Source organism: Bacteroides sp. AM44-19 (genome assembly GCF_003603395.1).
Lineage (GTDB): Bacteria > Bacteroidota > Bacteroidia > Bacteroidales > Bacteroidaceae > Bacteroides > Bacteroides uniformis.
In genome coordinates, this window is the sequence record NZ_QTNB01000011.1 from 36,673 (window position 1) to 57,072 (window position 20,400).

General features: G+C 47.8%; 17 protein-coding genes. 14 read left to right on the forward strand and 3 right to left on the reverse strand.

The genetic code is table 11. From position 1 onward, the window contains the following. The first annotated feature begins 113 nt into the window (after window positions 1-113). The 4 genes from rplM (at window position 114) to tsf (ending at window position 3,089) form a co-directional block, all read left to right on the forward strand. Entirely contained in the window at window positions 114-575 is a 462-nt protein-coding gene (gene rplM / locus DW947_RS15170) for a 50S ribosomal protein L13 (protein WP_005829602.1), read from the forward strand. A gap of 6 nt (window positions 576-581) precedes the next feature. Beyond that, complete coding sequence (rpsI, locus tag DW947_RS15175) at window positions 582-968, forward strand: 30S ribosomal protein S9 (RefSeq protein WP_005829603.1); 387 nt, start codon at window positions 582-584, stop codon at window positions 966-968. Window positions 969-1,140: 172 nt separating this feature from the next. Next, a complete protein-coding gene (gene rpsB, locus DW947_RS15180; RefSeq protein WP_117963346.1) occupies window positions 1,141-1,974 on the forward strand; it encodes a 30S ribosomal protein S2 in 834 nt (277 codons plus the stop codon). Window positions 1,975-2,096: 122 nt separating this feature from the next. Next, the gene (tsf, locus tag DW947_RS15185; protein ID WP_005829605.1) at window positions 2,097-3,089 is read left to right on the forward strand and encodes a translation elongation factor Ts; all 993 of its coding nucleotides are present in this window, start codon (window positions 2,097-2,099) and stop codon (window positions 3,087-3,089) included. 107 nt (window positions 3,090-3,196) lie between these two features. Here tsf and DW947_RS15190 read toward each other — a convergent pair whose 3' ends face one another. Continuing rightward, entirely contained in the window at window positions 3,197-3,544 is a 348-nt protein-coding gene (locus DW947_RS15190) for a translation initiation factor (protein WP_005833443.1), read from the reverse strand. 150 nt (window positions 3,545-3,694) lie between these two features. On the opposite strand from DW947_RS15190, the gene DW947_RS15195 reads away from it, so the two are divergent. The 9 genes from DW947_RS15195 (at window position 3,695) to DW947_RS15235 (ending at window position 15,829) form a co-directional block, all read left to right on the forward strand. Beyond that, window positions 3,695-4,351, forward strand: a complete 657-nt coding sequence (locus tag DW947_RS15195; protein WP_005829607.1) for a redox-sensing transcriptional repressor Rex — start codon at window positions 3,695-3,697, stop codon at window positions 4,349-4,351. Further along, on the forward strand, window positions 4,351-4,968 hold the full coding sequence (locus tag DW947_RS15200; protein ID WP_057281548.1) for a fumarylacetoacetate hydrolase family protein: 618 nt from the start codon (window positions 4,351-4,353) through the stop codon (window positions 4,966-4,968). The genes DW947_RS15195 and DW947_RS15200 overlap by 1 nt, the downstream gene beginning before the upstream one ends. 184 nt (window positions 4,969-5,152) lie before the next feature. Beyond that, the gene (locus tag DW947_RS15205; RefSeq protein WP_022401794.1) at window positions 5,153-6,772 is read left to right on the forward strand and encodes a DUF6377 domain-containing protein; all 1,620 of its coding nucleotides are present in this window, start codon (window positions 5,153-5,155) and stop codon (window positions 6,770-6,772) included. 302 nt (window positions 6,773-7,074) lie between these two features. Further along, window positions 7,075-10,023 (forward strand): SusC/RagA family TonB-linked outer membrane protein, encoded by a 2,949-nt coding sequence (locus DW947_RS15210; protein WP_016274427.1) that lies wholly within the window; start codon window positions 7,075-7,077, stop codon window positions 10,021-10,023. Window positions 10,024-10,046: 23 nt separating this feature from the next. Continuing rightward, window positions 10,047-11,741, forward strand: coding sequence for a RagB/SusD family nutrient uptake outer membrane protein (locus tag DW947_RS15215; protein ID WP_057281716.1), 1,695 nt, complete (start codon window positions 10,047-10,049; stop codon window positions 11,739-11,741). Window positions 11,742-11,757: 16 nt separating this feature from the next. Then, a complete protein-coding gene (locus DW947_RS15220; protein WP_117963348.1) occupies window positions 11,758-13,059 on the forward strand; it encodes a histidine-type phosphatase in 1,302 nt (433 codons plus the stop codon). A gap of 156 nt (window positions 13,060-13,215) precedes the next feature. Continuing rightward, window positions 13,216-13,695, forward strand: coding sequence for a 2-C-methyl-D-erythritol 2,4-cyclodiphosphate synthase (gene ispF / locus DW947_RS15225; protein ID WP_005833434.1), 480 nt, complete (start codon window positions 13,216-13,218; stop codon window positions 13,693-13,695). A gap of 38 nt (window positions 13,696-13,733) precedes the next feature. Then, window positions 13,734-14,750 carry a metallophosphoesterase family protein gene (locus DW947_RS15230; RefSeq protein ID WP_057281549.1) on the forward strand — a complete coding sequence of 339 codons (1,017 nt, stop codon included), beginning with the start codon at window positions 13,734-13,736 and terminating at the stop codon, window positions 14,748-14,750. Between the two features lie 23 nt (window positions 14,751-14,773). Then, window positions 14,774-15,829, forward strand: a complete 1,056-nt coding sequence (locus DW947_RS15235) for a Gfo/Idh/MocA family oxidoreductase (protein ID WP_057281550.1) — start codon at window positions 14,774-14,776, stop codon at window positions 15,827-15,829. A gap of 11 nt (window positions 15,830-15,840) precedes the next feature. Here DW947_RS15235 and DW947_RS15240 read toward each other — a convergent pair whose 3' ends face one another. Beyond that, window positions 15,841-16,701 (reverse strand): hypothetical protein, encoded by an 861-nt coding sequence (locus DW947_RS15240; RefSeq protein ID WP_057281551.1) that lies wholly within the window; start codon window positions 16,699-16,701, stop codon window positions 15,841-15,843. Between the two features lie 67 nt (window positions 16,702-16,768). Beyond that, window positions 16,769-17,824, reverse strand: coding sequence for a porin (locus tag DW947_RS15245; RefSeq protein ID WP_057281552.1), 1,056 nt, complete (start codon window positions 17,822-17,824; stop codon window positions 16,769-16,771). A 286-nt stretch (window positions 17,825-18,110) separates the two neighbouring features. Between DW947_RS15245 and DW947_RS15250 the strand changes: the two genes are divergently transcribed. After that, the gene (locus DW947_RS15250; protein WP_227212805.1) at window positions 18,111-20,390 is read left to right on the forward strand and encodes a sialidase family protein; all 2,280 of its coding nucleotides are present in this window, start codon (window positions 18,111-18,113) and stop codon (window positions 20,388-20,390) included. The last annotated feature ends 10 nt before the right edge of the window (window positions 20,391-20,400 follow it).

Sequence of the window (20,400 nt, forward strand, 5' to 3'; positions counted from 1 at the left end):
TCTCAAAAGGATAAGCATTTAATTCATAGCGAGTTAATCTTCCATTGTCCGGGATGACTGGCTTGCGGTGAAGAAAAACATTTTAGTAGTAACATTTTAAAAAACAATTAAGAGTGGATACTTTAAGTTACAAGACCATTTCTGCAAACAAAGCTACAGTGACTAAAGAATGGGTCATTGTTGACGCTACAGACCAGGTATTGGGTCGTCTGGGCGCAAAAGTTGCGAAACTGTTGAGAGGAAAGTATAAACCTAACTTTACCCCTCACGTAGATTGTGGCGATAATGTAATCATTATCAACGCCGACAAAGTAAAATTAACCGGTAACAAGTGGAATGACAAGGTATATCTGTCATATACAGGTTATCCTGGCGGCCAGAGAGAAATCACTCCTGCCCGTTTGCAGGCAAAACCGAACGGTGATGACAAGTTACTGAGAAAAGTAGTAAAGGGTATGTTGCCTAAGAACAAGTTGGGCGCAAAATTGCTGGGCAATATGTATGTATATGCCGGCAGCGAGCACAAACACGATGCTCAGAACCCGAAAATGATTGATATTAACGTACTTAAATAAGAGATAATGGAAGTAGTAAATGCATTAGGCAGACGTAAAAGTGCAATTGCACGTATTTTCGTAAGCGAAGGTACTGGAAAGATTACTATTAATAAGAGAGACCTCGCAGAGTACTTTCCATCAAGCATTCTTCAGTATGTAGTTAAACAGCCGTTGAATAAGCTGGGTGTTGCTGAAAAGTACGACATCAAAGTTAATCTCTGCGGTGGCGGTTTCACCGGCCAGTCTCAGGCTTTGCGTTTGGCAATTGCCCGCGCACTGGTGAAAATCAATGCTGAGGACAAGGCTGCTCTCCGTTCTGAAGGTTTCATGACTCGTGATCCTCGTTCTGTTGAACGTAAGAAACCGGGACAACCGAAAGCACGTCGTAGATTCCAGTTCAGTAAACGTTAAGAGTTGGAGAACGGTTGGGGCGGACAAGTTGCTTAATTCTCGACTTTCACCTCTCAACTCTCAACTGAAAAAGCGTTTAGTATCTAAACTACCGGGACTCTTCAGATTCAGACTACCCGGCGGTTGGTTTAGAAGAAACAAAAAAGAAAGTAAACGATTAATTTAAAAGAAAATGTCTAGAACAAATTTTGATACATTATTAGAAGCCGGTTGCCACTTCGGTCACTTGAAAAGAAAGTGGAACCCTGCAATGGCTCCTTACATCTTCATGGAGCGCAATGGTATTCACATCATTGACCTCAACAAGACGGTTGCTAAAATTGACGAAGCTGCTGAAGCTTTGAAGCAAATCGCTAAATCAGGAAAGAAAGTCCTGTTTGTTGCTACTAAAAAACAAGCTAAGCAGGTGGTTGCCGATAAGGCTGCATCTGTAAATATGCCTTATGTAATCGAGCGTTGGCCGGGTGGTATGTTGACTAACTTCCCGACTATCCGTAAGGCTGTCAAGAAGATGGCTACCATCGACAAGTTGACAAGCGACGGTACCTATTCAAACCTCTCCAAGAGAGAAATTCTTCAGATTTCACGTCAACGTGCAAAGTTGGACAAGACTTTGGGCTCTATCGCTGACCTGACTCGTCTGCCGTCTGCTCTGTTCGTTATCGACGTAATGAAGGAAAACATCGCAGTTCGTGAAGCTAACCGTCTGGGGATTCCCGTATTCGGTATCGTTGATACAAACTCCGATCCTACGAATATCGATTTCGTAATCCCGGCAAATGATGACGCTACTAAGTCAGTAGAAGTTATTCTTGATGCTTGCTGCGCTGCTATGCAGGAAGGTCTGGAAGAACGTAAGGCCGAAAAGGTAGACATGGAAGCTGCCGGTGAAGCTCCTGCCAACAAAGGTAAGAAGAAAGCTGCAAAAGCAAGACTCGACAAGTCCGACGAGGAAGCAATCAATGCCGCTAAGGCTGCTGCTTTCATGAAGGAAGAAGAGGCTTAATCATACTGTTGAGAGTTGAGAATTGAAAGTTGAGAGTTACTTTACGGCAATTCTCAATTCTCTATTCTCAACTCTCAATTACTTTATAAGGATATTATTAACAATTAAAATAAAAAGATATTATGGCTGTAAGTATGGCTGATATAACCAAGCTCCGCAAGATGACCGGTGCTGGTATGATGGATTGCAAAAATGCTTTGACTGAAGCTGAAGGCGATTTCGACAAGGCAATGGAAATTATCCGTAAGAAGGGACAAGCTGTTGCAGCTAAGCGTTCAGATCGCGAGGCTTCTGAAGGCTGTGTGCTGGCTAAGACTACGGGTGACTTTGCCGTTATCATCGCTCTGAAGTGCGAAACTGACTTCGTGGCTCAGAATGCTGATTTCGTGAAATTGACTCAGGACATTCTGGACCTTGCCGTGGCTAACAAGTGCAAGACTCTGGACGAAGTAAAAGCTCTGCCGATGGGCAACGGTACTGTACAGGATGCTGTAACAGACCGTAGCGGTATCACTGGCGAGAAGATGGAGTTGGATGGTTACATGACTGTAGAAGGTGCAAGCACTGTGGTTTATAACCACATGAACAGAAATGGCCTCTGCACTATTGTTGCTTTCAACAAGGCTGTTGAAGAAGGACTGGCTAAGCAGATTGCCATGCAGATTGCTGCCATGAACCCGATTGCAGTAGACGAAGATGGCGTATCTGAAGAAATCAAGCAGAAGGAAATAGATGTTGCTATCGAGAAGACAAAAGCTGAACAGGTACAGAAGGCTGTTGAGGCTGCTTTGAAGAAGGCTGGTATCAACCCGGCTCACGTGGACAGCGAAGACCACATGGAAAGCAACATGGCCAAAGGCTGGATTACTGCTGAAGACGTGGCAAAGGCAAAGGAAATCATTGCTACTGTTTCTGCCGAGAAAGCTGCACATCTGCCTGAACAAATGATTCAGAATATTGCTAAGGGCCGTCTTGGCAAGTTCTTGAAAGAAGTTTGCTTGCTAAACCAGGAAGACATCATGGACGGCAAGAAGACAGTTAGAGAAGTCTTGAAAGAGGCTGATCCTGAATTGAAGGTTGTTGACTTCAAACGTTTTACTTTGCGCGCTGAATAATTCCGCTTAGAAACGATTCTATAAAAAGAAGTGGCCGTATATGGAGTTGAATTCCTAAACGGTCACTTTTTTATGCCTCTACAGTTGCAGTGAGACGGATGATGCGTTTATCCCACGGGCTTGGTTTGCGTGTATCCTTCTGCCTTCAGGAGGTCGATGACACGTTGTTTGAAGTCGCCTTGCACGATGATTTCTCCATCTTTGGCACTTCCGCCTACTCCACATTTACTTTTCAGCAATTTGCCCAGTTCTTTCAGATTATTGTCGGTGCCCACGAAACCGGTGACAAGAGTGACGACTTTGCCACCCCGGTTCTTGCGGTCCAGCTGTACACGCAGGCGTTGTTGTGCAGGGGGGAGGGTAGCTTGCTCCTCATCGTCATTCATCTCATAGTTGTAGTCCGGGTTGGTGGAATAGACTATATTCAACCGTTCTTTCCAATCATTATTCTTCATACTTCTTTCTTTTAAACTTCCCAAAAGTACGATATTATGTGGAATTATGCAATTAGAAATTATGTTAAGCTTTTGTTGCATCCGTGTTACTGATTAGAAAAAAAGCACTACTTTTGTCAATCGCAATATTGAGAACTTAAATAAGAAACTATGAGCAGTCCGTTACAGAAAAAAGAAACCATGAAGGTGCCGGAACCTACCTTGCGCCGGCTTCCGTGGTACCTTTCTAATGTAAAGTTGCTGAAACAAAAGGGGGAACGATTCGTATCATCCACCCAGATTTCCAAGGAAATCAATATTGATGCTTCACAAATTGCCAAAGACCTTTCGTATGTCAATATCTCGGGGCGTACGCGTGTGGGCTATGAGGTGGACACACTGATAGCTGTACTGGAGGACTTCCTGGGATTTACCAATATACACAAAGCCTTTCTGTTCGGTGTCGGAAGCTTGGGAGGTGCCTTGCTGCGCGACTCGGGCCTAAGCCATTTCGGTTTGGAGATAGTGGCTGCTTTCGATGTGAAGCCCGAACTGGTGGGTACGACACTGAGCGGCATCCCCATCTATCACTCGGACGAGTTCAAGCAGAAGATGCAGGAGTACGATGTCAATATAGGCGTGCTGACGGTACCTATCGAAATAGCCCAGCAGATAACGGATTCCATGGTAGAGGGCGGTATCAAGGCCGTATGGAACTTCACCCCGTTCCGTATCCGTGTTCCCGAGAACATTGTCGTGCAGAACACTTCCCTTTATGCCCATCTGGCCGTGATGTTTAACAGACTGAACTTTAATGAGATCAAGTAATGAAGATTATTGCTGTAGGAATGAACTATGCTCTGCACAACAAGGAGCTGGGACATACACATGAGAATAAGGAACCGGTTATTTTTTTGAAACCCGATTCGGCTATACTGAAAGATGGCAAACCTTTCTTTATCCCCGACTTTTCCAACGAAGTGCATTATGAGACGGAAGTGGTGGTGCGCATCTGCCGTTTGGGCAAGAATATTGCTCCCCGCTTTGCCCATCGCTATTACGATGCGGTGACGGTGGGCATCGACTTCACGGCACGCGACTTGCAACGTAAGTTCCGTGAGGCGGGTAATCCGTGGGAGCTTTGCAAAGGGTTCGACAATTCGGCAGCTATCGGCACCTTTGTCCCTTTGGAACAAGTGGGCGGCAATGTACAGAATTTGGACTTCCATTTGACGATTGATGATAAGGAGGTGCAACGCAGTCATACATCGGATATGCTTTTTCAGGTAGATGAAATCATTGCTTATGTCAGCCGCTTCATGACCTTGAAAATCGGTGACTTGCTGTTCACGGGTACCCCTGTGGGAGTAGGTCCCGTCAGCATCGGACAGCACTTGCAGGGCTATCTTGGGGAAGAGAAAGTACTTGACTTCAATATCCGCTGAGCAGCATTCGGGATTTTTGTCCGTAAACCTCTATGTTAGCTTACTAAACTTCTGCTTTATAAAGCTAAAGTATCCCTTTACTAATTTCGTCCAAACATCTTTTGTCCAAAGAACTTTGTAATCAACGGGTAAATGTTTACTTTTGTGATGTAATCTTGAACTATAGACAGAGAAACCGTACTGCATGAAACGTTTGTTTGCCATCCTTTTCGCTTTGTTTTGCACTATGCCTTTATTCTGCCAAGATAGAGAGGTGGATTCATTGCTTCGGGTGCTTGATGCATCTGTGCAGGGGCGTGAACGATATACACTGGAACGTCAGTCTCAAATCAATGCCTTGCAGTGCCAGCTGAAGGCTACCCGTTCCGATGCGGAATTACTGGAAATCTACCAGGAGTTGTTCGGCAAATACAGCGCCTACCGCATGGACTCTGCCTTGTGGGCAGCAAATCGTTGCGTGGAAGTAGCCCAGCGTATGCCCGTAGCATCGCATCTCTACTCTGCTCGTATGCGTGTGGCAGAGGTGATGATTGGTACAGGAATGTATAAGGAAGGACTGGAAATTTTGGAAGACATTCCCCAGGAGGAACTGGGTGCGATAGATATGTTCTACTACTATAATCTTTATCATAAAGTGTACACGCTGATGGCATCCTATGCTTTTTCAGAAGAATTGCAGGCGTCATACTCCCGGCTGGCATATCAGTACAAAGACTCCATTCTGCGTGTGAAGCGTCCCGATTCGCAAGGCTATCAACTGACTTTGGGCGACAAACTACTGTATGAGGGTAAGTATGACGAAGCCATAGGTGTTTTGGAGGGTTGCTATGATATCCATAGCCAGAAGGACTTCAGCCTTGCCATTCCTTCTGTTGCATTGGCAAGCGTTTATGGTGCCAAAGGAGACCACAAGCAGGAAAAGAAATATCTTACCATCTCGGCAATAGCCGACGTGCAAAGCGGAACAAAGGAATACATTTCGCTTTGGAAACTTGCCAACCTGCTCTATGGCGAGGGCGACATAGAACGTGCGTATACCTATATGGAATGCTCCATGCAAGATGCTACCTTCTGTAATGCTCGCTACCGTACGATGGAGATTTCGGGGATGTTGCCCGTCATCAACTCCACCTACGAGGCCAAGTTGCATGAGGAAAAAGAACAGCTGGTCACCTTATTTATATGGATATCCATCCTGGCGGCAGTATTGCTGGTGGCCTTGGTCTATATTTATCATCAGATGAAGCGCCTTTCCCTTGCCAGAAAGACCATGGATGACATGAACAAGGAATTGAAGCACATCAACGGTGACTTGCAGGAACTGAATGCTCGGTTGCAGGAGTCGAACCGTGTGAAGGAGGAGTACATCGGCTACGTCTTCAACATGTGTTCCGTCTATATAGACAAGCAGGAAGAATTCCGCAAGATGCTGGCAAGGAAAGTGAAGGCCGGGCAGCTGGACGACCTGGTGAAAACCATCCACTCCACCACCTTTGTCACCGGCGAGTTGAAAGAATTCTTCCATACGTTCGACAGCGTCTTCCTGAAACTCTATCCTAAGTTTGTGAACGACTTTAATAACCTTTTGCAGGAGAACGAGCGCATCTATCCTAAAGAGGGCGAACTGCTGACTCCGGAACTCCGTGTGTTTGCCTTGATTCGGTTGGGAATTTCAGATAGCGGAAAGATTGCCACCTTCCTGCATTACTCTTCGCAGACCGTATATAATTACCGCTTGAAAGTGCGGAGCAAATCCTTTCTTTCTAAAGAAGATTTCCTGAATATGGTGCAGAAAATAGGGTAAAACTCCTCCTATGCCCTTTATGTGAATCTACTTTCTTACTTTCTGCTGATTTTCACAATATGCTGTTTTTTAATGTTTTATAGATAAAGCTAATCTGCTTGCGTCTACTTTAAGCTTCTACTCGCCTTTTTCGCGGGACAGTTAATCATATACCTTTGCAACATCGACAAAAGATTAAAGTTAACTGTAGTTTTTTGATAAGTATTAGTTAAGAAGATTGGGTATAAGGATTACATGGAACCGGGCGTGCTTGGTTCCTTTTCTTGGCAAACATTATTTTTATTAACTATATATTGTATTATATGAAAAGCATGATTAAAATCGCAAAGAGTATTCTCCCGTTGCTGGGATTGCTCTTGTCTTTGTCACTTTCGGCACAAGATATTGCAGTGAAAGGACATGTGAAAGACCACACAGGTGAACCACTGATTGGGGCTAACATCTTGATAAAGGGTACCTCTGTGGGAACTATCTCTGATGTGGACGGTAACTTTACTTTGAAAGCTGCCGTCAATGATATTCTCTCCATTACATGTATCGGTTTTAAGGGCCAGGAACTGACGGTTACCGGCAGCAATACACCGCTCGTCATCACTTTGCAGGAAGACACGGAGATGCTGGACGAAGTCGTTGTAATCGGTTACGGTCAAGTGAAGAAAGGAGATGTCACTGGTTCTCTGCTAACTGTGAAGCCGGACGAGCTGAACAAAGGAAAGCAATTGACTGCCGAAGACGCTCTGGTGGGTAAGGTTGCCGGTGTGAACATTGTACCGGGCAGCGGTGCTCCGGGCAGCGGCGGTACCATCCGTATCCGTATGGGAGCTTCTTTGTCAGCAGACAACGACCCACTGATAGTTATCGACGGTGTGCCTGTCAGCAACGCCTCCATCAGCTCTATCAACCCGAATGACATTGCTTCGTTTACGGTATTGAAAGATGCTTCGGCAACAGCCATCTACGGTTCGCGTGCCTCCAACGGTGTCATCATTATCACTACGAAGAAAGGAAACACCGACGGTGTTTCACGTCCCTCTTTCAGCTACAGTGCCAACGTGACGGTGGGCAATGTGTATAAGAAACTGGATGTACTTTCCGCTTCCGAATATCGCGAAGCCTTTGCCAAGTATGCCAATGCTCCGGAGGCTTTCAAGCTGGGTGATGTCAATACCGACTGGCAGGATGAAATCTACCGCGTGGCAATGGGTACAGACCACAACCTCTCCATGACTGGTGCTTTGAAGAATATGCCTTACCGCGTGTCCGTGGGCTATACCAACCAGAACGGTACGTTGAAAAACAACAACTACCAGCGCCTCAATGCCAGTATCGGTTTGTCGCCCAAGTTCTTCGACAAGCATCTCTCTGTTGACATCAATATCAAGGGTAGCATCGAGGACGAAAAGCCGGTTTCCACCAGTGTCATCGGAAGTGCCGTAGGTTTCGACCCTACACGCCCTGTATATCAGAACTATGACGGTAATGTAGGTTTGGGGTACTATATGTGGATGGGTGTAAGTAATACCCCCATCACGCTAGCTGCCTCAAACCCCGTCTCCGACTTGGAACTTGCCGACAAGCAGAACAAGACCAAACGCTCCATCGGTAATATTGCCCTCGATTATAAAATACACGGTTTTGAAGACTTTCGACTGAACCTGAACATGGGGTATGATTTCCTGACGGAAGACAAACACGATAACATGCCTGACTTGGCCCCCGCCATGTACACCGGCAACGAACAGGATGGTACCGGAAAGCGTTATACATATCATAACGACAAACGCAATACACTACTCGACTTCTACGCCAACTATGCCAAAGACTTCAACGACCATAACCTCAATGCCATGGCTGGTTACGGCTGGCAACGTTTCTGGTACAAGAACCATGATACCACTACCGACACCAAGGGTGAGGATCTTACCTCTCCCAAGCACGAGGAAGCTGAACTCTACCTGCTCTCCTTCTACGGTCGATTGAACTACTCTTGGAAACAGCGTTATATGCTGACTGCTACGTTACGTGCCGATGCTTCTTCTCGCTTCTCGCCCGAGACCCGTTGGGGCTACTTCCCTTCCGTAGCCGCTGCATGGCGTGTGAACGATGAGGCTTTCTTGGCAGACAACAAAGTAGTGTCCGACCTAAAACTCCGTTTGAGCTACGGTCAGACCGGCCAGCAGTCCATCGGTTCCTACTACCAGCATTTGTCCACCTATACTGCATCTTACGATGAGTCCAGATACTTGTTCGGTAACAAGTGGTACACCACCTACCGCCCCAACGGCTACGATCCCAACATTAAATGGGAGACTACGGAAACTTACAACATCGGTATCGACTACGGTTTCTTGAACAACCGCATCTCGGGTACGATTGACTACTACTGGCGTAACACGAAAGACCTGCTGAACGACATTTTTGTACCTGCCGGCAGTAACTTCACCAACCGTATCGAAACCAACATCGGTGATATGGAAAGCAAAGGTCTTGAAATCGGTGTGAACTTGGTTCCCATCCAGACCAAAGATTGGGAATGGAACATCAGCGGTAACTTCACTTGGAATGCCTCAAAGATTACCAAGCTGAACACCATCGACAACGAGAGCAACTACGTAAAGACAGGTAACGCCGGAGGTACAGGCCGCTATCTGCAAGTACACATGGTAGGAGAGACTCCGAATACCTACTATCTACTGAAGCAAGCTTATGACGAAAACGGACAGCCGCTGGACGGTAAATACATTGCCAAAGACGGCTCCATCACTTCTAGCGAAGAAGACTCTAACAAGTACGTCACTGGTAAGAGTTCCAAGGCCCCTTACTATTGCGGTCTGTCCACCCGTCTGTCCTACAAGAATTGGGATTTGGGCATCAACGGACACGGTAGCTTCGGTTTCTATGTCTATAACTATGTGGCTGCTTCCAACTCCTTGGATGCACTCTATGGCAGCAACGGCGTTTCCAGCAACATCCTGCGTTCTACGCTCGAAAACAAGTTTACGCAAGACCGCCAGTTCACCGACCATTTCCTGGAGAGAGGCAACTTCTTCCGTATAGACAATATCACCATCGGTCATACGTTCAATAAACTGTGGAACGACGGGACATCGCTCCGTCTCTCCTTCGCCGTACAGAATGTATGCACTTTGAGCGGATACTCCGGTCTTGATCCGGAGCTTTATGACGGAATCGATAAAAACATCTATCAGCGTCCGCGTACGTTCATGCTGGGAGTTAACCTTAATTTTTAATGACTAAAAACAGATACATGATTATGAAAACTAGATATTTCAAATTAGTAACAGTATGTTTGCTGGCTGTGTCACTTTTTGCTTCTTGCCTGGGCGACCTGGATACATTGCCGCTGGATGATAACGAACTGACCGGTGAGATGGTGTACTCTACTCCCGAGGGCTATATCGGCATGATTGCCAAGTGTTATGCTGCCCTGATACAGACAGGGCAGAAGGGTGGTGACGGAGGAGACGGCGATGTGTCGGGCATCGATGAAGGATATTCTGGTTATACTCGTGCCTTGTTCTACTTGCAGGAAGCTTGTACGGATGAAATCGTATTCCAGTCCGGTGGCAGCAAGGGTGTACGTGCCATGCTTTACTTGAATTGGGATGCTTCTACTGAGATTGTGGGTTATCCTTATTACCGTCTTTTCATGACCATTAACTATTGCAACGAGTTCCTACGTGAATGTACAGAGAGCAAATTGCAGGAGAGAGGTGTGTATGAAGCCTTGAAAGACGAGTATCAATACTATTGTGCCGAAGCCCGCTTCATCCGTGCTTATAGTTACAGTATGCTCTGCGACCTTTACGGTTCTACACCCTTCGTGGACGAAACGATGGAAGTAGGTGACATGCCCGAGCAAGCCACTCGCGAGGAAATCTACAACTTTGTGGTGTCCGAACTGGAAGAATTGACCACCCTGCTGAAAGAACCCAAAAAGAACGAATATGCCCGTGTGGACCGTGTAGCAGCCTGGTTCTTGCTGTCACGTGTTTACTTGAATGCCGAAACTTGGGTAGGAAAGAATGAATACACAAACGCATACAAATATGCCAAAAAGGTAATTACGGAAGGTAATTATCCGCTGGCTTCCGATTATCGCCACATCTTCTTGGCAGACAATGAAACTTGTTCCGAAATCATCTGGCCGCTGGTGCAGGATGCAGACTATGCGCAAGGCAGCTCAGGTACTAACTTCCTGATTAAGGCGTTGATGAATGGAGATATGGGCAACTATATCCGGATAGGTGTGAACGGCACCTGGGGCAATGCCCGCGTAAAGACACAGCTGGTGGATATGTTCGAAGAAGAAGACCAGACTTTTGTGGCAGACGACATCTGGGGGAACGGCAAGAAAGACAAGCGTGCCCAATTCTTCTCTATTGGCCACACCAAAGAAACTTGGGTAGAAGGCAAGGAGTTCCAGAGCGATTTCAATAACGGCTACGCCTGCATCAAGTGGAGAAACGTGCGCAAAGACGGCAGTGAACTGGAACCAGGCGGCACGAAGTACTCCTCTGTCGATTATCCGATGTTCCGTACGGCAGATGCCTACTTGATGGCGGCTGAGGCTATTCTGCGTGGCGCCGAAGGTGGTTCGCGTACCGAAGCGTTGGAGTATGTGAATGAAATCAGAGACCGTGCTTACATGTCCGGCAAATATGGTAATGGCGTATCGGGACGCATCAGCGACAGTCGGTTGAATCTTGATTTCCTTTTGGATGAACGTGCCCGCGAGTTGCACATGGAGTTGGTTCGCCGTACAGACCTGATTCGTTTTGGTAAGTTCACCAAGGGATATAACTGGGACTGGAAAGGTAGTGACAATGGCGTGGCAGGTTCTTACATAGGTAAGGATGTGGACGACAAATACAACCTCTTCCCCATTCCGCAGGACGAGTTTACCACCAATCCTAATTTGACACAAAATCCTGATTTCTTGAACTGAAAAGCTTTATTATCCTATGAATTTTAGATTGAAACGAATCGTTTTTTCTACCATTCTTTTTGCCGCATCGGCTGTGCATACATCGTCGTATGCACAAGCCACGCGCGAAGAAATCTTCGATAACATTGCCGTTACCGGAGGAGTGTATTATGCCTATCCGGCACCGGGTGTACAGACCAAGGCACCGAAGGGTTACGAGCCTTTCTATATCAGTCACTTCGGACGTCATGGCTCGCGCTGGCTGATTTCTGACGAGGAGTATATCCGTGTGATGGAAGTGTTTGAAAAGGCACATCAGGCAGGTAAACTTACTCCGCTGGGCGAAGATGTGCGCAAGCGGTTGGCTATTGTCTGGGCAGATGCCGAAGGACGCGGTGGAGACTTGAGCCCAGTGGGCGTGGATCAGCAGCGCGGTATTGCCGAACGTATGTATCAGGCATTTCCCGAAGTCTTTAAAGGTGCGCCGGAGATGTCGGCATGTGCTACACTCGTAATACGTTGCGTACTCAGTATGGATGCCTTCTGCGAACGTCTGAAGGAATTCAATCCCCAACTGAAGATTGAGCGTGAATCCAGCAACAAATACATGCCTTACTTGAACTTTCATACGCAGGAAGCCATGAAGTTCACTTCGCACAAGGGCCCTTGGTACGAGGAGTTCCGCAAATTCGAGAAGAGCCATGTTCGTCCCGAACGTCTGATGAACTCACTTTTCTCCGATAAAGAGTTTGTCCATAAACGTGTGAATCCGGAGGAACTGATGCGCGGTCTTTATGCGATAGCCTCGGACATGCAGGACGTGGAGCAGGAAGTATCGTTCTATGATATTTTTGAGAAGCAAGAGTTATTCGACATTTGGCAGATACACAACTACAAGAACTACGTGTGCGACGGTCCCTCGCCCATGACCAACGGACTGATGGTGGCAAACGCCAAACCGACACTGGAGAACATCATTGCCGCTGCCGACGAGGCTATTGCTTCGGGTAGAAACTCGGCTACTTTCCACTTTGCACATGATGGAAACATTATCCCCCTGGCAGGATTGATGAAGTTGGAGAACTGCTATAACGAGGAGGCCGACCCCGATAAGTTCTATCAGGCGTGGTGCAACTACAAGGTTGCGCCGATGGCAGGAAATATACAGCTGGTGTTCTTCCGCAAGAAAGGCTCGCCGGAAGATGTGATTGTAAAACTGTTGCTGCACGAGCATGAAGTAAGTATCCCGGTGAAGACGGATATGGCTCCTTTCTATCACTGGCAAGATGTGAGAGCTTTTTATAAAGGAATTGTAGACAGTCTGCCCGACAGACCGTAACATATTCTTCATGCTCCATACCGATTGCACGGTTTACTTCCGATTTTCTTTCCACAAGGGGAGCAAAAAACGGCGTAATCCGTGCAATTTGTGTCTTGTTCCTTCTCTTGTTCCTATTTTTTCCGTACTTTCGTATCAACTTAAAGAAGTAACGATATGAAGATACGTGTAGGTTTCGGCTTTGATGTCCACCAACTGGTGGCAGGGCGCGAGCTTTGGCTGGGCGGTATCCGCCTGGAACATGAAAAGGGATTGTTGGGGCACTCGGATGCAGACGTGCTCATCCATACTATCTGTGACGCATTGCTGGGAGCGGCGAATATGCGCGACATCGGCTATCATTTTCCCGATACTGCCGGTGAGTTCAAGAATATAGACAGCAAGATTCTGTTAAAGAAAACAATAGAACTGATAGCTGCTAAAGGCTATTTGGTGGGTAATATTGATGCTACCATCTGCGCTGAGCGGCCTAAGTTGAAGTCCTATATTCCCGAAATGCAACGTACGCTTGCCGCGGTGATGGGAATAGACGAGGATGACATCTCCATCAAGGCCACCACCACGGAGAAACTCGGCTTTACGGGCAGGGAGGAAGGTATATCCGCCTATGCCACTGTATTGATAGTGAAGGAATGACATGAAATAATATCAACTCAATTTAATCATCCACTTATATGAAGAAAATCTCCTTGACCTTTTGTCTGGCACTTTTATCCTCCTTGTTCTGCCCGGCACAAGTATCGCCTTTACAGTTCAACAAGAATGGAGAGTTTAAAATCGTCCAGTTTACAGACATCCACTTTAAGTATGGTAATCCGGCTTCAGACATTGCTTTGAAGCGTATTGGCGAGGTGCTCGATGCTGAGCGCCCCGATTTAGTAGTCTTTACCGGCGATGTGGTCTATGCCGCACCTGCCGATACAGCCATGCGCAAGGTGCTTTCCTATGCTACGGACCGTAAGATTCCTTTTGTCGTAACCTTTGGTAACCACGACAACGAGCAGGGAAAAACACGTGCCGAACTTTATGATGTTATCCGTTCCATGCCTTTCAATATCCAACCCGACCGTGGCGGAGTTGAATCCCCCGACTATGTCCTCACACTGAAATCCTCGGACGGCAAGAAGGATGCAGCCCTGCTTTACTGCATGGATTCCCATTCCTACTCTAAACTGCCCGACGTAAAGGGGTACGACTGGCTCACTTTCGACCAGGTGAACTGGTACCGTCGGCAGAGTGCCGCTTATAAAGCAAAGAACGGTGGCCAACCTTTGCCTGCACTGGCATTCTTCCACATCCCTCTGCCGGAATATAACGAAGCCGCTTCCGATGAGAACGCCATACTGATAGGTACCCGCATGGAAAAGGCTTGCGCTCCGGAGCTGAATACGGGCATGTTCACTGCCATGAAAGAGGCCGGTGATGTGATGGGTATGTTTGTCGGACACGACCATGACAACGATTATGCCGTAATGTGGAAAGGCATTCTGCTGGCTTACGGCCGTTTCACCGGTGGCAATACCGAGTACAACCATTTGTCCAACGGTGCCCGTGTCATTGTGATGAAGGAAGGTGCCCGTACTTTCACCACCTGGATTCGTCTGAAAGGTGGTGAAATCATTGATAAAACAGTCTACCCGGATAGCTATGTGAAAGACGATTGGCGTAAGCGTCCGTTGGTGACGGAATAAGGGTGAACTTAAAAAAGAACGATATGGACAAGATAAGAACCGGATTAGCCGCTTACGGAATGTCGGGACGTGTTTTCCATGCTCCCTTCATCTCCACCAACCCTCATTTTGAATTGACTGCCGTTACGGAGCGCAGTAAGGAACTCTCCCGGGAGAAGTATCCCGACGCTTGTATTGTGCGGAGTTTTGAGGAACTTATCGGACTGGAAGGGTTGGATTTGGTTGTCATCAACACACCGGACAGCACTCATTATGAGTATGCTCGCCGCGCCCTCGAAGCAGGTAAGCATGTGGTTGTGGAGAAGCCTTTCACCACCACCGTAGCAGAAGCTGAGGAACTTGTGGCACTTGCCGCAAGCCGGGGGCTGACCTTGAGCGTTTACCAGAACCGCCGGTGGGACTGTGATTTCCTGACAGTCAAGCAAATACTGTCCAAGGGCTTGCTGGGACATCTGGTGGAGTTTGAGTCCACCTTTCCCCGTTATCGTAATTTCATCAAGCCGAATACTTGGAAGGAAACCGGACAAGATGGCGGCGGCTTGACCTATAACCTGGGCGCCCACGTCATAGACCAGGCTGTGCAACTGTTCGGGATGCCCGAAGCCCTTTTTGCAGATATTGCCACGCTGCGCAAGGACGGCAAGGTGGATGATTATTTCATTATCCATTTGTTGCGTCCCTCAAAAGCGCCTGAAGTGAAGATAACACTGAAATCCAGCTATCTGATGTGCGAGAACGAACCCCGTTTCGTTCTTCACGGCAGGGAAGGGTCTTACGTGAAATATGGCCTCGACCCGCAGGAAGCGGCCTTGACCGAGGGTGTATTACCCGGTACTCCGCACTGGGGCGAGGAGGATGAGTCCTCTTGGGGGCTGCTTCATACCGAAAGGGACGGCAAAGTCGTGCGTGAGTCCTATCCGAGCCTTCCCGGTAATTATGCTGCTTTTTACGAGAATATCTATCGGCATATCCGCCACGGCGAACCTTTGCAGAGCGATGCCCGCGAGGTGATCGGAGTCATCCGCTTGATAGAGGCAGCCTGGGAAAGCAGCCGTATGCAGCGTGTGGTTCGTATCTGATAGAAAATCCTTTACCCGGTAGGGACGTGTAACTTCACATGTGTCAGCCGGGTATATTTGCTGCTTCCTATCATATAGGTACGTGCTATGCGTGCCGATGCTATTTCCATGATTTCCCCTACTTGGTAGGCATGTTCCACGGCAGGCAGTTGGCATGATTTCCGGCTTGCCGTGCGTGCGTTCATCCGGATGCTGACGAAGTTGCCGACGGAGTCTTTCAGTTTCAACACTTGGCGTACGTAGAAATAAGGAGTGGTTCCTTTGAGCTGTGTCTTGTAGGGGTTGTCTTCCAGTCGTACGCTGAGTACGGTCAGTGTCAGGTTCTCCACTCTTTCCCCTTCCTTCCCCAGAAAACGTCCGCCGTTGGTTTGGTACGTTTTTCTTCGTTGTATGTCGAGGTAGACCGAATGGTAAATCTTGGCAATCTGTACGAAACGTTCCTGTTTGGGGATGCGAGGCTGGAATTTGAAGGCTATCCACGTGAGATAGGCAGGGTCTATACGGAGAATTTCGTGCAGGAAGTGGCCGTGGTATTTGCCTATGGAGATAATGTCGTCCCCTTTGCTCTGCATTCTTTTGGCATTATACTCCACAAGCAGCAGGCTGCGCGGCGAGTAGAAGCATAGCGTGCTTGCCATCCGTAGCGTTTCGTGAATGTCGGTGGAAAGGTCGCAAATGTAGAAGATGGACTGTCTTCCGGGCAGTGGAGAGTAAACCCACAAAGTATATTGGGGATGTTCCGGCCGGGGCAGTACGACAAGATAGGCGCCTACTTCCTTATAAGAGGCTCTCCCTTGATTGTATGCATTCAGTTTACTATACAATAAGTCTTGTTCAGTCTGCGGTATACCGGGTATGATTGGATTTGCCATAGCTCGGAATAATTTATTCCAAATATACATTTTTGGAATGAAAGAAACAAGGGGAAGCCAAGAAATATCAGAAACGTACCATCAATTCCAATACTACTTTGTCTTGTTCCGACTCCTTCGCTATGCTGTTTTTGGCATAGAAGTATTTCTCGTAATTCAACCGGAGGTCTGTGCGGAATGCTTTGCTGAGGCTGAAGGTGATGCCACTTGTCAGGCGTTGGCGTTTGTAGTCGGTCACCGTCAATCTGCCGGTTTCCTCATCGGCGGTTTTGGCGTCGCTCTGGTCGGTCATCATGTCATAGCGTAGCAGGAAAGACATTTTGTTGAATACTTTCCGTAACGGCAGATCGTAGTTGATGAAAGTGTTGACGGCATGTACATCTTTGAAGGCATTGTCGGAATATTGCTTGTACAAGTATTCGCCTTCGATGTGGAAACGGCCGGTTTCATAGTAGGCACCGATGTCGTAGGATTGCATACGTACTTCTTCCGGTTGGATGCTCTGCACGCTCAGTGTCAGGTTCAGTCCTTTGGTGAAGAGGAACTGGGCTTTGGCGGAGTAGTTCACTTCCTTGTGCCATTCTTTCTGGTTGGTCAGTCCGGAACCGTTGAAAAGTCCTCCTTCCACGGTGATAGGTACATCGGTGGGCAGGGTATATCCTACTGTGAATCCTACATCCCGTACATTGCCCACTTGCTTGGCGATGAACGACCGGTTGGGGAAGTATTGCTGGTGCGGTGAGCGGTGGGCATCGATGGTGAAGGGAACACGCATTTGTCCGGCGGTGACCGTCAGTCCTTTTGTCGGGAAAAGCCGGGCGTAGGCATCCAGCATCTTGATTTGGCCTTCGTCGGAGAGGTCTATCTCGGCTTTGTAGGCAACAATGGGCAGTACGTTGCCCGTTACGCTGATACGTGCATTGCGTACCTCGAAACGTCCTGCACCCATAGTGGTCTGATATTCGTATTTGGCGCGGATGGTTCCGTGGACTTCCGGCAGGTAGTCTTTCGTTTCCATCTTTTCCTTTTCCATCTTTTTCCCGTCCTCGTTGATGGAAGGGGGCTGGGCAATTGCGGCCAGTGGCAGCAGGGCAATCAGTACTGTCAATACGCTTTTCTTCATGATTTGTTGTTGTCGAATGATTTGTCGGCGGCAAAGTTCGGACATGCGTGTTGTGTTTTTGTGTCATATATGTTGCATTGTTGTTACAAAAGCTGTTGGAGAGGAGAGTTCTTATGGGTACTATTTTAATCTTTTTATGGCTTGATTTAGTTTCTTGTTTTTGTTAATATGTTGTTTATTAGTATTGTATATGCGAAGTGTCAAATGTTTCAGCCTGAAATATCAATGAAATATTCTTATCTTTGGAAGCAATATAAAGAATGTTTGTTTTAGGACCCTGATGCTTATGAAAAGACAGTTGTTTTTAGCAGGAATAAGTTTGATGTTGGGCGGCATGCCGATGCTTGCTCAAGATATATCTCCGGTGAATTCCGTTTCTTACGAATGGAAGAGCGTACCGATAGTGGGAGGAGGCTTTGTGGACGGTATCGTTTTTCACCCAGAAGCTCCTGGTGTCCGTTATTGCCGCACCGATATGGGAGGAGCCTATCGGTGGGACGCTGTTTCCAACCAATGGACGCCTTTGCTGGACTGGATAAGTCTGGATGAAAGTAATCTGCAGGGGGTGGAGAGCATTGCCATCGACCCGCAGAATCCGCAGAACGTGTATATTGCCTGCGGTACGTATACCAGTAGCTCCAATGGGGCCATACTTTGTTCTTATGATGGCGGCAGAACCTTTACTCGTGTCGATGTGCCCTTTACGATGGGCGGCAACGAGAATGGGCGTGGCAATGGGGAACGGATGATGGTGGACCCGCAGAATGGGAATATCATTTATATGGGGACCCGTTTGCATGGCTTGTGGCGCAGTACGGATAAAGGACAGAGCTGGGCACGGGTGGTGTCTTTCCCGGATGTCTCCGAGAAGTTCAATCCCGCCGACCGTGTCGCATGGGGGAATCGCGGCAGTGGCATTGTCTGTGTTGCCTATGATGCACAAGGCACTCGTGATGGGCGCGGCACCTGTGACATTTATGTGGCAGTTTCATTGATGGGCAGGGAAAATCTGTTCGTGAGCCACGACTATGGTGAAAGTTGGCAGCCGGTCGGGGGACAGCCGGTGCAGTATCGCCCCACGCATATGGTCTTGACCGGTGACGGGCAATTGGTTCTGACGTATGGAGATACTCCCGGTCCAAGCCAGATGGGGGATGGAGGCGTATGGAAATACGATACCCGTAAAGGCAAATGGACAGACATTTCTCCCGTCAGACTGCCAGGTGGCGAAAAGGCAGGATTTGGCTATGCAGCCGTATCTGTAGATTCTCGTAATCCGAAGCATCTGATTGCCAGTACACACAGTCTGGGGGGCAAGCACGGTTATAAAAGTGATGAGATGTTCCGTACGACTGACGGTGGCAAGAGCTGGAAACCGATTTTCAAGACGGGATATGAGTATGATTATTCTAAGGCTCCCTATACAAAAGTAGCCCCTCTGCACTGGATGTTCGATATTGAGATAGACCCTGCCGACGCCGAACATGCCATGTTTACCACCGGTTTCGGTGGTTGGGAAACTTTTAATCTCTCTGCCGTGGAATGTGGGGAACCGGTGAAATGGAGTATCATGTCTGCCGGTATCGAAGAGACCGTGCCCCTCGAACTCTATGCTCCCGAAAAAGGGGCGCGTCTGATTTCCGGTATCGGTGATTATGGTGGCTTTACGCATTTCGACCTCAATCGGCCCGACCCGTTGGGCAGCCATGCCAATCCTCATTTCGGAAATACGAATGGAGTGACGGGTGCCTGGCTGAAGCAGGATTTGATAGTCAGGGTTGGTACACTGTTCGGCCATCAGCCGGGTGCAAAGACTATTTCATATTCAGAAGATGGAGGCAGGCACTGGACTATGTGTGCCACTGTTCCGACTGAAAAATCTCGTAATGGGCATATCGCCGTGGCAGCAGACGGCTCTTCTTGGATTTGGACACCCGACCACTCGGAGGCTTATCTGACTCGTGATAAAGGGGCTTCTTGGCAATCTTGTCGTGGTTTGCCTAAGAATATCCGCGTCATTGCAGACAAGGTGAACCCCCAACGTTTTTATGCTGTAGATGCTGTGGCCGAAATATTGTATAGCAGCGAGGATGGTGGGGCGACTTTTCATGCCGACACATTGAATTTAACTGTTAAACGGTTCCAACGGGGTAATGCCGGTGCCGCCGTACGAAGAGGAGATCCGCGTGGAGGGCAAGACCGTATCTACGCTACTCCCGGTCATGAAAAAGATTTGTGGATTGCAGCTTATGATGGTTTGTACCGCTCTGCTGCTTCAGAAAAATTTGATTTCCGTGCTTTGGATAAGGTACGTACCATCTATGCTTTTGGTTTTGGCAAGGCAAAGCCAGGCAATGATTATCCTGCCATCTATCTGATAGGCGTAGTCAACGGGCAATATGGTTTCTTCCGTTCTGACGATGCGGCGAACTCTTGGGTACGTATCAACGATGATGCCCATCAATATGGCCTGGTATTGCATATCTGCGGTGATATGCAGGAATATGGGCGGGTTTATATAGGGACACATGGCCGGGGAATTGTGACGGGAGTACCTACGTCATAATTTTTCCATG